Raw genomic sequence first — 15426 nt, forward strand, 5'->3', positions numbered from 1 at the left:
ACCTTTTTAGTGCGCCTTGCTTGTTAACGTTTTTGGGCTGTAGTGACAGCGCTTTTGGTTTTGTTTTTGCTATCGCTCTTTGGTGTGTCGTCGGCATCAGGACGCCAAACAGTACCAATGGCGAGTGTTTTTAGGCCACGGCGGCCGCCATACCATAAATTCACAAGAGCACGTACGCCAATAACGGAAGAGAACATGGAGGTTAAAATACCCAAACAATGCACAATGGCAAAACCTCTGATTGGACCCGGACCACTAAAGGCTAAGAGTGCAATACCGACAATTAAGGAGGTTGAGTTGGAGTCAAAAATGGTTCCCCACGCTCTGTCAAAGCCTGCATTAATGGCTTGTTGAGGTGTGGCTCCGGAGCGTAGCTCTTCACGGATACGCTCGTTAATCAGCACGTTGGCGTCGATCGCCATACCAAGGGTTAGTGCAATCGCTGCAATACCAGGTAGCGTAAGAGTTGCTTGGAGTACTGAAAGCAGGGCGATCAGCAAAACAACGTTAAACAGTAGACCGATGGTCGAGAAAATACCAAAAAGATGATAGTAAATAACCATGAAAATGGCGATGGCAATAAAGCCCCAAAGGGTGGACTTAAAGCCTTTTTCAATGTTTTCGGCACCTAAGCTTGGACCAATAGTGCGCTCCTCAATGATTGACATGGGCGCTGCTAATGAACCGGCTCTTAGTAAGAGTGCGGTGTCAGCGGCTTCAGGTAAGCTCATGGCACCGGAAATTTCAACCTGGCCGTTAGGAATTTCAGAACGAATCACCGGTGCAGTAACCACTTGGGCGCGGTTATTTTCAAACAACACAATGGCGATACGCTTACCGATGTTGTTGCGGGTTGTTTCACGGAAAATACGAGCGCCGTTGTCGTCCAGGCTGAGATTGACCGTTGGTTCTTGAGTTTGTTGGTTGCGACCGGCGCTGGCATTTTGCAGGTTTTCACCGGTTAATAAGACTTGGCGGCGTAACAGCATGGTTTGACCGTTGGTGTCTTGGAAAGCTTCCATACCAAAGGGTACGGTGCCGGAGGCAATGGCTGCCATGGCGGCAGGAGAATCCTCGACTAAGCGCATTTGTAGCGTAGCGGTACGACCAAGAATTTCTTTGGCGCGAGCAACATCCTGAATACCTGGCAATTGAACCACAATACGATCCGTGCCTTGTTGCTGGATGACCGGCTCTGCAACGCCTAATTCGTTAATACGGTTATGTAAGGTAATGATGTTCTGACGTAATGCGGTGTCTTGGATATTGGCAATTTCGCTTTCGTTGATCGAGCCGATTAATAAATACTGACCGTCTCTATCCTGCGTGCTAAAGCTAAGCTCCGGCATCATATTGCGTAATTGAGCAAGTGCCTGATCGCGAACATCTGCGCTGGCAAATAGCGCCTGAATGGATGAACCCTCACGGCTGACTTGCTGTGAATCAATGCGACGCGAGCGTAGGTTATTACGTACCTCATTGCTGAGGCTGTCATATCTTGACTCTAAAGCGCCATCCATATCGACTTGAAGGAGGAAATGCACACCGCCACGCAAGTCAAGACCTAAGAACATAGGACGAGCATTAATCGCGGTAAGCCAATCAGGTGAATCGGATAATAAATTAAGAGCAACCGTATATTCGGGTTCGTCAGCATTTTGAATGAGGACGCGCTCAATGACGTCTTTGGCTCTTAATTGAATATCGGGCGAAGCAAAACGTACGCGGATATTACCGATTGAGTTATTAACTGAATAATAGGCGCCGGTGTAGGGAATTTGCTCGCGTTGAAATACGCTTTCTACCTGTCTTAAGGTGTTTTCGTCTACTTTGCGAGTGACATTAGTACTGGTAATCTGAATGGCCGGAGACTCACCGAAAAAATTAGGTAAGGTATATAGTAAGCCTAGTACTAGTGTCACTAGCACGACGAGATATTTCCATAAAGGGTAACGATTCATGCCGAATGTCTTTAGAGTTTTTGTGAGGGTCAGAGTTACCGAGCTTTAGCAGTGTAAAGCTCGGTAAAGGAATAAAAATTGAAAATTAAAGACTTTTAATGGTGTCTTTTGGTAAAACAGCAGTAACTGCTTGGCGTTGAACCAAGATTTCTACAGGCTTCGCAGCTAAGTCAGCAACTTCTAACGTGAGGTAGCCGGCATCAGAAATACGAGAAATGCGGCCGACGATACCGCCCGCTGTGACGACTTCGCTACCCACGGTGAGATTATCCACCATGTTTTTGTGATCTTTTTGACGCTTCATTTGTGGACGAATCATAAGGAAATATAGCACCACAAACATCAAAATAATCGGCAAGAAGCCCATGAGGCCAGCGCCTTCTTGCTGTGCTAAGGATACGCCTAGTAAATCTACGAAGTTCATAAAAATCTCCAGATCTCTTTATATAAGAGGTTTTTAAATGTTGTAAAGAAATAAATTTTAATCGATTATTGTAGCCTTTTCTGGCTTTATTCAATGCCTTTTGCGCGATCTTTATGGAATTGCTCTTGCCATTGATCAAACTGGTTATGTTCAAGTGCGTTACGCATTTCTTCCATCAAGGTCAGGTAGTAGTGCAAATTATGTAAAGTATTTAAACGGGCACCGGTAATTTCATTGGCGCGGTGTAGGTGATGCAAGTAGGCTCTGGAAAAATGCTGACAGCTATGACAAGTACAACTTGGGTCCAAAGGCTTAGTATCATCTTTGTAGCGGGCATTGCGGATTTTAATGTCACCAAAGCGAGTAAATAGCCAGCCATTACGTGCATTGCGCGTGGGCATCACACAGTCAAACATATCCACGCCTTGAGAAACGGCATAAACCAAATCTTCAGGCGTACCCACACCCATCAGATAGCGAGGGGCGTTGTCAGGTAGTTTATGGGCAATGTGTTCCAAAATGCGGACCATGTCTTCTTTTGGCTCACCCACTGATAAACCGCCAATGGCATAGCCGTGGAAGCCGATATCAACGAGACCCTCTAGCGATTCCTGACGGAGATCCTCAAACATACCGCCTTGGACAATACCGAAAAGTGCATTTGGATTTTCTAATTCAGTAAAAGCGGTTTTAGAGCGCTTGGCCCAGCGTAACGATAAGCGCATAGAACGTGCGGCTTCTTCATGAGTGGCCGGACGGCCGTCAATCTCATAGGGTGTACATTCATCTAACACCATGGCGATATCGGAGTTTAAAACCGTTTGAATACGCATGGATTCTTCGGGATCAAGAAAAAGCTTTTCACCGTTGAGAGGAGATGAAAAACGCACACCTTCTTCGGTAAGCTTGCTTCGGAGGTTGCTTAGGCTAAAGACTTGGAAGCCACCAGAGTCGGTCAAAATCGGCTTTTGCCATTGCATAAAATCATGGAGGCCGCCGAATTTCTTGATGATCTCAGTGCCGGGGCGTAACCACAGGTGGAAGGTGTTACCTAAAATAACTTGAGAGCCGACTTCTTCAAGTTCATGAGGGAGCATGGCTTTGACTGATCCATACGTACCAACCGGCATAAACATGGGTGTCTGTACGGTGCCGTGGTTGAGCTTGATACTGGCTCGTCTGGCTTTGCCTTGGGTATTAAGTAGTTTAAATTCTAAAGCTGACATTGTGTATTAAGTGTAATGAGTGTGTTTTACATATCGATGAACATGGAATCGCCATAGCTGAAAAAGCGATATTTTTGTTGAATCGCATGTTCATAGGTTTTTTTCATCGTGTCCAATCCCATCAGCGCTGCGACCAGCATGAGGAGGGTGGATTGGGGTAGATGGAAGTTGGTAATTAATGCGTCCACTACCTTAAACTGATAGCCCGGGGTGATAAATAAACGTGTATCACCCTGGTGGGCAATGGGACAGCGCATGTCGTCAATGGTGCCGCCAAATTGTGCTGCCGACTCCAGTGCCCGTACGCTCGTTGTGCCGACGGCAATGACTCGGCCACCTGCCGCGCGCGCTGCTTTTATCGCCTCAACGACGTCTGCTGACACATCATACAACTCGGCATGCATGACGTGGTCTCTAATGTCATCGACACGAACCGGCTGAAAAGTGCCGGCACCGACATGTAAGGTGACAAAGGCAGTATGAATATTGTTTTTGTTAAGTTGCTCTAACAGTCCATCATCAAAATGTAATCCGGCAGTCGGAGCAGCGACTGCGCCCGGTGTTTTGGCATACACCGTTTGGTATCGCTCATCATCGTCGCTATCCGGAGTGTGCGTAATATAAGGTGGCAGTGGCGTTTGGCCATATTGCTCGAGTAATGGCAATAAGGACTCAGAAAATACTAATTCAAAGAGTGCGTCCTCACGATCCACAACCTCTGCACTAAATGCGCCATCGGCAAAGATAATTTCGCTATTGAGCTTTGGTGATTTGCTTGCTCTGATGTGAGCCAAGGCACGCTGCTCATCCAATAGGCGCTCAATTAATAACTCTACCTTGCCGCCGGTGGTCTTTTGTCCAAATAAACGAGCCTTAATCACCTTGGTATTATTAAAAACCAATAGGTCATGCGGTTTCAAAAACTGTAGTAAGTCAGTGAATTGATGGTCATGACATTGGCCCTGCGCATCAATACGCAATAAGCGGCTCTTATTGCGCTGCTCAGCAGGGGACTGGGCGATTAATTCGTCAGGCAATTGGTAATCAAAGTCGCTGAGTAATAAGTCAGCGACCGGCAAAGGATTTGGTAGGGAGCTATTATTCATCATCTTTTTTATCATCTAAAGCGCAATTATAAGCTTTTGCTCGTTTAGGTAGACGTTCTGTCCGGAAAGCTTGAGATTTTGTGAGGGGAGGGGGTGGTTAGTACGTCTTCAATAAGTCTATACCACTCTAACTGCACGCACTAAAAAGCCGCCTTGGGTAAATAGTACCTAAGGCGGCTTTGTCTAATCAGAATCTAAAAGTTCAGATTGCTTGATTACATGTGCTCGATCATTACATCGCCGAACTCAGAGCAGCTTACTTGTGTAGAGCCGTCAAGAGCGCGAGCAAAGTCATAGGTCACACGCTTAGACTTAATAGCACCAGCCATTGAAGAGATAACTAAGTCAGCGGCTTCAGTCCAGCCCATGTGACGAAGCATCATTTCAGCTGAAAGAATCACTGAACCCGGGTTAACCATGTCTTTGCCGGCGTACTTAGGAGCAGTACCGTGAGTCGCTTCAAACATAGCAACGGTGTCAGAAAGGTTAGCACCCGGTGCAATACCGATACCACCAACTTGTGCGGCTAGCGCGTCAGATACGTAGTCACCGTTAAGGTTTAGTGTCGCGATAACAGAGTACTCTTCGGGACGCAATAGAATCTGCTGTAAGAAAGCGTCAGCGATATTGTCTTTGATAACGATTTCTTTGCCGGTTTTAGGGTTCTTGAATGAGCACCATGGGCCGCCATCAATCAACTCAGCACCAAACTCTTCACGAGCCAACTCGTAACCCCAGTCACGGAAGCCACCCTCGGTGAACTTCATGATGTTACCCTTGTGAACTAAGGTAACGCTGTCGCGATCATTATCGATAGCGTACTGGATTGCTTGACGTACTAAGCGCTTAGTACCGTCTTTAGAGACCGGCTTAACACCGATGCCTGAAGTCTCAGGGAAGCGGATTTTGTCAACAGCGAGCTCTTCCTGTAAGAATTTGATTAGTTTCTTAGCGTTGTCAGACTCAGCTTCAAACTCAATACCGGCATAAATGTCTTCAGAGTTTTCGCGGAAAATAACCATGTTAGTTTTTTCCGGTTCTTTAACGGGAGAAGGAACACCTTCGAAGTACTGGATAGGACGTAAACAAACGTATAAATCCAACTGCTGACGTAAAGCGACGTTAAGTGAACGGATGCCGCCACCAACTGGTGTTGTTAGAGGGCCTTTGATAGAAACAACGTAGTTTTTAACTGCATCAAGAGTTTCTTCAGGTAACCAAACGTCCGGACCGTAAACTTGGGTAGATTTTTCGCCTGCGTAAACTTCCATCCAGTGAATTTTACGCTCGCCACCGTATGACTTTTCAACAGCGGCGTCAATTACTTTGATCATAACAGGGCTAACATCAACACCAATACCATCACCCTCGATGTAAGGGATGATCGGGTTGTTAGGTACGTTTAATGTATGATCAGCATTGACAGTTATTTTTTCGCCGTTTGTCGGCACTTTGATGTGTTGGTAAGACATGCTTTTCTCCATAACTGGTTTGCAATGAATAGACTAGCTAAATAGCGTTAATATAAAGACAAGGCAACGTATATATAAGAGATTAAGTGTGAATGCGATGACTAAGCATGGCGGCTCAATACTTAATATGTTGTTGAAGTGACTGTTATACACTACGTAATTATCTAGTCTTATATAAGACTCGGTAAGTTTACCCTATTATTATTAAATTTACTGCTAATATCGGCAATCTGTAATAAATTATTCTATGGCAATTTTTAATCCTACGCGCGAGCAGGTTAGGGAGTTTTTTATTTTAACCTGGCAAAAGTACCAACAAAAACAATCCCTTAGTGGGATGGAGAAAATAGCGGTTGGCTGGATCTTGCAGCATCCGGAGTACCATGAGATTTTGGAAAGTCCTGAAGCACGGAGTAAGGACTATGAAGTGGCTGAGGGGCAGACCAATCCTTTTTTGCATCTTTCCATGCATATCGCTATCGAAGAACAGGTCTCTATCGACAGTCCGCCGGGAATACGTAAGGTCTTTGAGCACCTGAGTGCCCGAAGCAATGAGCATGAGGCTCATCACGAAATTATGGAGTGTTTGGGTCAGGTTATCTGGCAATCACAACGCAACCGCACTCCTCTGGACCACCAGCTGTATATTGAGTTGTTGCAGCAACGAATTAACACGCACTAACTATAGGCATGATATGAATTTGAAGCAATCTTTTCAAAGTACGGACAGTTATGTTGCCACGGATGACCTGCGCTTGGCGGTAGATGCCGCATTAAGTTTGCAGCGGCCCTTATTAGTCAAGGGTGAGCCCGGCACAGGTAAGACGATGTTGGCTGAGGAGGTCGCTAAGTATTTGGGGCGCCCCTTATTGCAGTGGCATATTAAGTCAACGACCAAGGCCCAACAAGGTCTCTATGAGTATGATGCGGTGTCTCGTTTGCGTGACTCTCAACTGGGTGATGAGCGCGTTAAGGATATCGCCAATTACATCCGTCCCGGTGTGTTGTGGCAGGCGTTTGAGGCAGAGGAACCGGTGGTGGTCTTAATTGATGAAATTGACAAGGCCGATATTGAGTTTCCTAATGATTTATTGCGTGAACTGGATCAGATGGAGTTTCATGTCTATGAGACTGCGCAGACCATCGTGGCAAAGCATCGCCCGTTAGTGATTATCACCTCAAATAACGAAAAGGATTTGCCTGATGCCTTCTTACGTCGCTGTTTCTTTCACTATATTGAATTTCCGGATGAGCACACATTAAAGCAGATCGTTGCTGTGCATTATCCGAATATTGATAATGAATTAGTAAGCTGTGCGATGCAGCGCTTTTTTGAGTTACGAGATATTCCGGGACTTAAGAAAAAGCCGTCAACGTCTGAGTTTTTGGATTGGTTGGCGTTATTAAGTGCGTCAAATGTCACGCCTCAATACCTCGAAGAGGGCGATGTGTTTTTAGCGGGCGCCTTAATTAAAAATGAGCAAGACATGGCCTTAGTTGAGCGTTTGGCGGCGATGGTCGGCGGAGTGGGGCGACGTTAGTCATGCTAATTAATTTCTTTTACCTTTTGCGGCAGCACGGTATCCCCGTCTCGATTAATGAGTTACTCACATTGATTGAGTTGCTGCGCCGTCCTATTATGATGCCGACGTTGGATGATTTTTATCGTACGGCACGTATGACCTTGGTAAAGGATGAAAGTCATTTTGACCGTTATGATCAGGCATTTGCTGCCTTTGTCAAACGAGCTGAACCGATTATTGAGCAGTATAAAGAGATTCCCGAGCATTGGTTATTGGCGGATTTTAAAAAGAACCTAACGGACGAGCAAAAAGCCGCAATTGAAAAGCATGGTTGGGACAAGCTGATGGCGCTTTTTAAAGAGCGACTAGAAGAGCAAAAGGGGCGTCATGCCGGTGGTAACAAGTGGATAGGTACCGGTGGTACGTCGCCTTTTGGTCATAGTGGTTACCATCCGGAAGGGATTCGTGTGGGAGGGCCTTCCGCAGGTCATCGTACCGCGGTAAAGGTATGGGAAGAGCGTAATTTTCGCGAGTATGACAGCAATCAAACACTCGGTATCCGTAACTTTAAAATGGCGTTGCGCCGCTTGCGTCGCTTTGCTCGTGAGGGGGCGGCGGAGGAGTTGGATTTAGAAGGCACGATTCGCGAGACCTCTAAAAATGCCGGTTATTTAAATCTGCAAATGATGCCTGAGCATCATAATACGGTCAAAGTTCTGATGCTGCTTGACTCCGGTGGTAGTATGGATGATCACATTGCTATTGTAGAAGAGCTGTTTTCTGCTGCGCGTAGTGAGTTTAAGCATTTTGAAGCCTATTATTTCCATAACTGCCTGTACGAAAGGGTGTGGCGCTATGAGCAAGGTCGCCGGGTATACAAGAGTACGTGGGACTTGCTACGTAGCTTTAATGAGGATTGGCGTTTGATTCTTGTGGGTGATGCTGCCATGAGTCCTTATGAAATTATGCACCCGGGCGGTTCGGTGGAGCATCACAATAAAGAGGCCGGTGGCGTTTGGATTAAACGGGCGGTAGCGCATTGGCCGAAGTCAGTCTGGTTGAATCCTGAGCCACAAGGGCATTGGAAATATCATCACTCAACCAAGATACTTCATGAATTGATGCAAGGGCGTATGCATGGATTGACGATGTCAGATATTGATGAGGCAATGCGCTTTTTGTCAAAATAATAAGCATTGTAGTAAATTTAAAACAAAAATGACACATTTACGCAACAAATTAAAAAGAATAGCAAAATAGACTAGACAGACTGCGATTTCGTTGCTATAGTTATGAGCTTATCCTGATGCATTGCAGAAGGGCACTCGTGGTGAAATAGGTAGACACAAGAGATTTAAAATCTCTCGGACATTAGTCCATGCCGGTTCGATTCCGGCCGAGTGCACCAAGACTGGAAGCTTGGCAGAGCGGTTGAATGCACCGGTCTTGAAAACCGGCGAGGGTTAATAGCCCTCCGTGAGTTCGAATCTCACAGCTTCCGCCATAGTCTTATGAAATTAAGTCCTTGTATATTGAGGGCTTTTTTTTTGCCTATCGATTAGAGTGGTATGGATTTATTGGACACGTAGGAGTGTCACTATGAGCCTGCCTATCTCAACCAAACAAGCAGCCTGCAAAGGCTCTTTCTTTTTTATCCATTAAGACCGATTACTTGCGAATGAGGCGTATCCGCCGGAGCTATTCGTGTCCGATCCATTCATAGCAATACAACTGCTGTAAGATGAGTTAATTAACAAAGCGCCATTTCATTAATGACAAGGTGTGGCTGACGCTTGACCAAAATTCAGAGCTGTTTGACGTAACAAATCTATGGTTTCTAGGTACATAAAAAATGTTTGATGAGAGGGAGTTAGTGCGATCGGCAACTGTTTCCAAAAATGCAACAGTTCAACTTGAGGTGAGGCGAGAGGTTGAAAGCCTTGTTAAGTATTACAACCCAGATATCATTATCTCTATTGGGTACCGGGTAAAGTATTTACATGATACTCAGTTCCGTATTTGGGCTACCGAATGGCCACGAATTTATCTGCAAAGGCATTGCGCTGGATGATAAGTGTTTGAAAAATGGGGATGGACATTGCTTTAGGGGGCTGTTGCAACGAACTGGTGATATTCGTAGCTGTGAGCGTAATTTTTATTAACAGGTAACAGGTAACAGGTATTTATGCCGAGGCGATTGATTATTGCCCTACTTCAAGCATGATACGGACACTTTTTGCGGCCGTTAAAATAAAGTGCATTATGCAGCCCACAAAAACACGGAAGTTGAAGTCATTCATGCGTGAGTATCCCAGTGACCAAGGCACCGAACTCAATGCTATCTTGCCTAAGATGAGCCCCTTAAATCCGCAGTATCTGACCAAAAGCAAAGCGTATTTCAGAAAATTGTCGCCTTTGTAGAGAAGTTCAAGGGAGTCGGAGGAAGGGTCTAAACCCATTGGTTTAGCGTCTTCCTATTTCCTACTTGTGATAGCCTGAAATAGTTTTTTGATCTTCATCATTAAAATAAGCGATACATAAAAGCAACTTATATTATAATGATAACGATTCTCATTATATGAAGTTCTTTATTCGCCTCAAGCAGCGCGACTCTTTGGATATGGAGTAGGTGTCGTTGGGCGGATTTATTTTTATAGGTATGTTGTCCCTAATGAAGCTTAATAAATTATTTCTGAAGTTTTTTGCTGCCGGATTGGTTGTTGTAGGTGCTGCGTCTGCGCAGGCCGCAGTAGATGTTGAGACAGCACGTGGTATAGTGACATTTGAAGCACCGGTTGGTACCAATGTCGCTGTGTATGACAATGCAGCCTTAGACACACTGACTGCCTTAGGTGTGACACCTAAAGGTATTATTACCAATATTTTGGTTGATTACCTCAAAGATGTTAAGCAAGCGGATTCTGTTGAGGTTGGTACCTTATTTGAACCTGATTTAGAGGCCTTAAACCGTTTAAGACCGGAAGCGATTATCATTGGTGGTCGTATGGCGCCTAATTACGACATGATTGCCAAGTTAGCGCCGGTCGTTGATGTGACCAATACCGGTGTGTCAGTGGATAGCTCTCAAAAATTATTATCTGAATTAGCTAAGTTATTTGATAAAGAAGAGCGTGCGGCTGAGTTACAAGAAAATCTTACTAAGGAATTAGCACTGACTAAAGAAGTGGTTCAGGATCAGGGTAGTGCGTTGATGATCATGGTCAATGGCACCAAGATTGCCTCACATGGTGCGCAGTCACGTTTTGGTTATTTATTTAATGACTTCGGTTGGGAGCCTGCTGACAAGACTGAGAGTAGCGCTCGTCATGGGCAGCCTGTATCGTTTGAGTTTATCCGTAAATTAGACCCGGATTGGTTAATTGTGATGGACCGTACGACTGCTGTTGAGGGTAAGGGCGAAAATGCCAAAGCAGTGCTTGACAATGCACTGCTTAAGGACACCAAAGCATTTAAAAATGATCGTATCATTTACTTAGACACATCGTCTTATTTAGCTTCCGGTGGCTATCAGCAGATGATGCTTGAGCTGAAGCTATTACGCGATGCCGTTGAAGCTGCAAACGCCAAATAAAGTTATCGTTTGATCTTGTCTTAAAAACGCTTCATACGTTTAGGTATGAAGCGTTTCAGATTTTTAAAGTACAGCACTAACAGGTTATAACGATAAAACATGAAGTGGCGCATACTGGCAATCATCGTATTTATTGCCTTAATCATAATTAGTCTTTTTGTCGGGGTGAGTGATATTTCATTTGCCTTGCTTATCGAGGATCCGGTCGCTCGCGAGGTGTTTTTTGCGAGTCGTATTCCTCGCACTGCCTCGGTTATTTTGACCGGTATGTCAATGGCCAACGCCGGCTTAATTATGCAGATGCTGATGCATAATCGTTTTGTTGAGCCCTCCATGACCGGTACGACTCAAGCAGCCACCTTAGGCTTGTTGTTGGTTACTCTTCTCATGCCGCACAGCACGGTTTTTATAAAAATGCTGATTGCCTGTGCTGCCGCCATTATCGGGCTTGCGGGCTTTATGTCGATTGTTAGGGTCTTGCCACACACAGCCAAGTTATTAGCACCGCTCGTCGGTATTATTTATGGCGGAGTTCTTGGTGCCGTAGCGACTTTTGTTGCCTACGAATACGACATGATGCAGTACTTGGTTGCCTGGTTTATCGGGGACTTTTCCAGTGTGCTGGTCGGTCGTTATGAGCTGCTGTGGATTACTGCTGCCTTATGTGCTTTAGCGTATTTTTTCTCTAATCAGTTTACGATCGCGGGTTTAGGCAAAGAAATCAGTACCAATTTGGGCTTAAATCACAATATGATTACCTCCATCGGCTTATTAATTGTGGCATTGATTTCTGCCATTGTGGTGGTGACGGTGGGGGCGATTCCTTTTATCGGTTTGGTCGTTCCCAATATCGTCAGTCGTATAATGGGCGACAATGTACGCCAAGCGTTACCGTGGAACATGCTTAGCGGTGGTGCCTTGGTGTTGGCCTGTGATATTGGCAGTCGCTTAATTAATTATCCTTATGAGATTCCGGTAGGTACCATTATCGGTATTGTCGGTACGGCTCTCTTTCTTTATCTTTTATATGTACGTCCAAGACGTCATCGTAAGCACCATGCACACGCGTAGATTAGTATTGTTAACCGTCGCTCTACTCGTTTCAATGGGGTTATTTATGACTATTAATTCGGGTGGGCATTGGGATTTTGTATTGCCCTTTAGAGGGGCAAAGTTGGTTGCCTTGCTCGTGGTTGCTTATGCCATTGCGATTTCCACGATTTTATTCCAAACCATTACGTCAAACCGTATCTTAACCCCCTATATTATGGGCTTTGATGCGCTCTATTTGCTGATCCAAACAGTCTTGATTTTTGCCTTTGGCGGTTTGGGTTATGCTCTTTTTGGGCATCTGTTTAAGTTCAGTATTGAGGTGGGTATTATGTTGCTTGCCTCTTTAGTGATGTTTTCTACGCTGTTTTTAAAAGCACAAGATGACCTCTATCGCATGGTTCTGACCGGGGTGATTTTAGGTGTTATGTTTAGAAGCTTAACTAGCTTTTTGCAGCGTATTATTGATCCCGAAGAATTTGCTGTGGTGCAGTCGGTTTCTTTTGCCCAATTTAATATTGTCAGGACCGATTTATTAGGTTTTAGCCTCATCATTGTTGCGGTAGTTAGTTTGATTATTTGGCGCTATCGCCATGAATTAGATGTGATTGCTTTAGGGCGTGAGCACGCAATTAATCTTGGCGTTAACTATAAGCGCTCCATGGTGCTGATGCTGTTTTTAATCGCAGTGTTAGTATCGCTCTCTACTGCCTTAGTGGGGCCGGTCAGTTTCTTTGGTTTACTGGTGTCAGGGATCGCTTATCCGACGATGAAAACTCATCGACACGCGGTATTAATCCCCGCTGCATTTTTGATCGGGGCTTTGATCTTAGTAACAGGTCAGCTGATTTTTGAGCATTTCCTGGGGATGCAGGCGGTACTGAGCGTGGTGGTCGAATTCCTTGGCGGTATTGTGTTTATTATCTTTTTACTCAGACGAAAAGCGCTGTGATGACTCTATGATTTCAATTGATAATGTATCGTTCCAGGTTGATGGAACACAGATTCTTAAAAATATTAGCCTTGAAATCCCTAAGGGTGGGATTACTGCCTTAGTGGGACCCAACGGTGCCGGTAAGTCCACTCTGTTTTCTCTGATGGCACGTTTACAAGAGTTTAAGCAGGGGCAGATCACCATTGACGGCATGGACATTTCAAAGACGGCAAATGATGAAATGGCCAAGAAAATTGCTATTTTGCGTCAGGAAAATCATATTACGAGCCGCATCATGGTCAAGGAAATGCTGATGTTTGGGCGTTACCCCTACCATAAGGGGCGACCGACCGCTGAGGATAAGGCGATTGTCGAAAAGACTTTAAAGCATTTCGACTTATACGAATTGCGTGGTCGCTATTTGACAGAGTTATCCGGCGGCCAGCGTCAGCGTGTGATGGTGGCAATGGTGTTTTGTCAAACGACGGATTACTTGCTGCTGGATGAGCCGCTGAATAATTTGGATATGTACCATTCACGCAAATTGATGCGTCAGTTGCGTCATATCGCTGACGATCATGAGCGCACAATTATCTTGGTTTTGCATGATGTAAACTACGCCTCAGCCTATGCCGATTCGATTATTGGTCTCAAACATGGGGAGTTGGTTTTACACGGTAAGCCTAATGAAGTACTTAACTCCACCAATCTGGAGAAGCTATTTAATGTGGATGCCCCGGTGGTTGATGTCGAGGGTCACAGCATGGTGATGCATTATTTATAAAGCCTTGACTTGCTAAACTCTATAAAACTAAGCCGACTCCTACACCCAAGAGAGTCGGTTTTTTTATTGCCATAAAACTGTCATCATAAGTTCATACACTGTTCATGGTGTTGCTCAATTAGTATTGAGTTTAAAAATAGGACGTTTTAATAATGACAGTAAAACAGAAGTTTCCTCAAGAAGAAGTCTTTAGTGTGCAGCCAAAGGAGCAGACAAAGCAGGCCAGTATTGAGTTAAGCTGCTTGAGGGCGCTGAATACGATTTGGCGCGAAAAGAAGCTAATGCGGCCAATAAAAAAATACGAAAACAGAATGATTTGATAGGTAAACCTGTCGATGTTCATGAGATCAAACCAGTTAAATTTGGAGGATCGCCAACAGAGCCTACGAATAAAGTTATTTTACCGAGGGACTTGCATAGGAAAGAAGTAACACCTTGGTGGAATCGTTTGCAAAAAAATATTGAGAGTAAGTCATGCATGAAATCATGAAATTAATACCGGAAGAGTTTTTATTAAATGAGCCAACGCCAGAAGAGAGCATAGAAAATATTGAGACAAAGCTCAATATTAAACCTCCAAGTGATTGATCCTAGCCAAATTAACAGACAGTCTGTTCCTCTAAAGCAACATAATAATGGTGTTCAAATTGAATCGGACTGAGCCANCCATTGGCTGAGTGACGTCGGATTCGGTTGTAGTAAACCTCAAGGTATTCAAATAGTGTGTGCTGAAGTTGCTCTCTTGTGCGATATTTCTCTCCGTGAATAATGTGTCCTTTTAATGTATGGAAAAAGCTTTCTGCCACCGCATTATCCCAGCAATTGCCACGACGACTCATGCTTTGTGTTGCTCCATAACGCAGCACTAAACCTCTAAAATCTGCGCTGCAGTACTGACTCCCTCGGTCTGAGTGAATCAACACACCTTTTGGATTGCCCTGCACGAGCATAGCGGTACGTAAACTATTGCAGACTAAATGGCGATCAATTCGTGTGCTGGTTGACCAGCCAACAATACGGCGACTAAATAGATCTAACATCACGCAGAGATAGAGCCAACCTTCTTGCGTATAAATATACGTAATGTCAGTCACCCATACTTTATTCGGTTGGCTCACCGTAAATTGACGGTTTAGATGATTAGGAACAACGGGTAAGCGATGNTCTGAATCGGTGGTCACCTTGAACTTACGTGCAATCTTACAGCGTAAATTTTGTCGCTGTAAGCAACGTCCTACGGTACGTTCAGAGACCTTAAACCCTTGCGCTTGAACATCATGAACAATCGTAGGTGCACCTGCACGTGAGCGATGTTTCATAAATTCCTGATGTACCGCTTGTTGTAAAGCTGAGG

Annotated in this window: 14 protein-coding genes and 2 tRNA genes; 10 read left to right on the top strand and 6 right to left on the bottom strand. The window is 44.8% G+C overall.

Annotation, left to right across the window (positions count from 1 at the left end; all coding sequences use genetic code 11):
- Positions 1 to 23: 23 nt before the first annotated feature.
- The 5 genes from secD to icd form a co-directional block, all read right to left on the bottom strand.
- A complete protein-coding gene (gene secD / locus B092_RS0102265; RefSeq protein ID WP_018573622.1) occupies positions 24 to 1961 on the bottom strand; it encodes a protein translocase subunit SecD in 1938 nt (645 codons plus the stop codon).
- A gap of 85 nt (positions 1962 to 2046) precedes the next feature.
- Positions 2047 to 2385, bottom strand: coding sequence for a preprotein translocase subunit YajC (gene yajC / locus B092_RS0102270; RefSeq protein WP_018573623.1), 339 nt, complete (start codon positions 2383 to 2385; stop codon positions 2047 to 2049).
- Between the two features lie 86 nt (positions 2386 to 2471).
- Complete coding sequence (gene tgt, locus B092_RS0102275) at positions 2472 to 3611, bottom strand: tRNA guanosine(34) transglycosylase Tgt (RefSeq protein WP_018573624.1); 1140 nt, start codon at positions 3609 to 3611, stop codon at positions 2472 to 2474.
- Between the two features lie 26 nt (positions 3612 to 3637).
- Complete coding sequence (queA, locus tag B092_RS0102280) at positions 3638 to 4720, bottom strand: tRNA preQ1(34) S-adenosylmethionine ribosyltransferase-isomerase QueA (RefSeq protein WP_018573625.1); 1083 nt, start codon at positions 4718 to 4720, stop codon at positions 3638 to 3640.
- Between the two features lie 212 nt (positions 4721 to 4932).
- Entirely contained in the window at positions 4933 to 6189 is a 1257-nt protein-coding gene (icd, locus tag B092_RS0102285; RefSeq protein ID WP_018573626.1) for an NADP-dependent isocitrate dehydrogenase, read from the bottom strand.
- A 253-nt stretch (positions 6190 to 6442) separates the two neighbouring features.
- Here icd and B092_RS0102290 point away from each other — a divergent pair, with 253 nt between their 5' ends.
- From B092_RS0102290 to B092_RS0102335, 10 genes are all read left to right on the top strand, one after another.
- A complete protein-coding gene (locus tag B092_RS0102290) occupies positions 6443 to 6871 on the top strand; it encodes a DUF1841 family protein (protein WP_026253549.1) in 429 nt (142 codons plus the stop codon).
- Between the two features lie 13 nt (positions 6872 to 6884).
- Positions 6885 to 7730: an AAA family ATPase gene (locus B092_RS0102295; protein WP_018573628.1), complete on the top strand. Its 846-nt coding sequence runs from the start codon at positions 6885 to 6887 to the stop codon at positions 7728 to 7730.
- Positions 7731 to 7732: 2 nt separating this feature from the next.
- A complete protein-coding gene (locus B092_RS0102300; protein ID WP_018573629.1) occupies positions 7733 to 8902 on the top strand; it encodes a vWA domain-containing protein in 1170 nt (389 codons plus the stop codon).
- Positions 8903 to 9033: 131 nt separating this feature from the next.
- Positions 9034 to 9120: transfer RNA gene (locus B092_RS0102305), tRNA-Leu, on the top strand.
- Positions 9121 to 9125: 5 nt separating this feature from the next.
- Positions 9126 to 9216: transfer RNA gene (locus B092_RS0102310), tRNA-Ser, on the top strand.
- 348 nt (positions 9217 to 9564) lie between these two features.
- A complete protein-coding gene (gene rhuM, locus B092_RS16095; RefSeq protein WP_018573630.1) occupies positions 9565 to 9783 on the top strand; it encodes a RhuM family protein in 219 nt (72 codons plus the stop codon).
- A gap of 600 nt (positions 9784 to 10383) precedes the next feature.
- Positions 10384 to 11304, top strand: a complete 921-nt coding sequence (locus B092_RS0102320; RefSeq protein ID WP_018573632.1) for a siderophore ABC transporter substrate-binding protein — start codon at positions 10384 to 10386, stop codon at positions 11302 to 11304.
- 99 nt (positions 11305 to 11403) lie between these two features.
- The gene (locus tag B092_RS0102325) at positions 11404 to 12375 is read left to right on the top strand and encodes an ABC transporter permease (protein WP_018573633.1); all 972 of its coding nucleotides are present in this window, start codon (positions 11404 to 11406) and stop codon (positions 12373 to 12375) included.
- A 46-nt stretch (positions 12376 to 12421) separates the two neighbouring features.
- Positions 12422 to 13306 carry an iron chelate uptake ABC transporter family permease subunit gene (locus B092_RS0102330; protein ID WP_018573634.1) on the top strand — a complete coding sequence of 295 codons (885 nt, stop codon included), beginning with the start codon at positions 12422 to 12424 and terminating at the stop codon, positions 13304 to 13306.
- Positions 13307 to 13313: 7 nt separating this feature from the next.
- Positions 13314 to 14072 carry an iron ABC transporter ATP-binding protein gene (locus tag B092_RS0102335; RefSeq protein WP_018573635.1) on the top strand — a complete coding sequence of 253 codons (759 nt, stop codon included), beginning with the start codon at positions 13314 to 13316 and terminating at the stop codon, positions 14070 to 14072.
- 599 nt (positions 14073 to 14671) lie between these two features.
- On the opposite strand, the gene B092_RS0102350 is transcribed toward B092_RS0102335, so the two are convergent.
- Positions 14672 to 15426 (bottom strand): IS3 family transposase (locus B092_RS0102350; protein ID WP_018573638.1); only part of this gene is annotated, 755 nt, incomplete at its 5' end.

It is taken from the genome of Oligella ureolytica DSM 18253, assembly GCF_000373745.1.
Classification (GTDB): Bacteria; Pseudomonadota; Gammaproteobacteria; order Burkholderiales; family Burkholderiaceae_B; genus Oligella; species Oligella ureolytica.

Coding starts and splice junctions, on each gene's coding strand:
- B092_RS0102295 (WP_018573628.1), top strand. CDS start 6,885: ATGAATTTGAAGCAATCTTTTCAAAGTACGGACAGTTATGTTGCCACG.
- yajC (WP_018573623.1), bottom strand. CDS start 2,385: ATGAACTTCGTAGATTTACTAGGCGTATCCTTAGCACAGCAAGAAGGC.
- tgt (WP_018573624.1), bottom strand. CDS start 3,611: ATGTCAGCTTTAGAATTTAAACTACTTAATACCCAAGGCAAAGCCAGA.
- B092_RS0102325 (WP_018573633.1), top strand. CDS start 11,404: ATGAAGTGGCGCATACTGGCAATCATCGTATTTATTGCCTTAATCATA.
- B092_RS0102335 (WP_018573635.1), top strand. CDS start 13,314: ATGATTTCAATTGATAATGTATCGTTCCAGGTTGATGGAACACAGATT.
- B092_RS0102300 (WP_018573629.1), top strand. CDS start 7,733: ATGCTAATTAATTTCTTTTACCTTTTGCGGCAGCACGGTATCCCCGTC.
- secD (WP_018573622.1), bottom strand. CDS start 1,961: ATGAATCGTTACCCTTTATGGAAATATCTCGTCGTGCTAGTGACACTA.
- B092_RS0102330 (WP_018573634.1), top strand. CDS start 12,422: ATGACTATTAATTCGGGTGGGCATTGGGATTTTGTATTGCCCTTTAGA.
- rhuM (WP_018573630.1), top strand. CDS start 9,565: ATGTTTGATGAGAGGGAGTTAGTGCGATCGGCAACTGTTTCCAAAAAT.
- B092_RS0102320 (WP_018573632.1), top strand. CDS start 10,384: ATGAAGCTTAATAAATTATTTCTGAAGTTTTTTGCTGCCGGATTGGTT.
- queA (WP_018573625.1), bottom strand. CDS start 4,720: ATGATGAATAATAGCTCCCTACCAAATCCTTTGCCGGTCGCTGACTTA.
- icd (WP_018573626.1), bottom strand. CDS start 6,189: ATGTCTTACCAACACATCAAAGTGCCGACAAACGGCGAAAAAATAACT.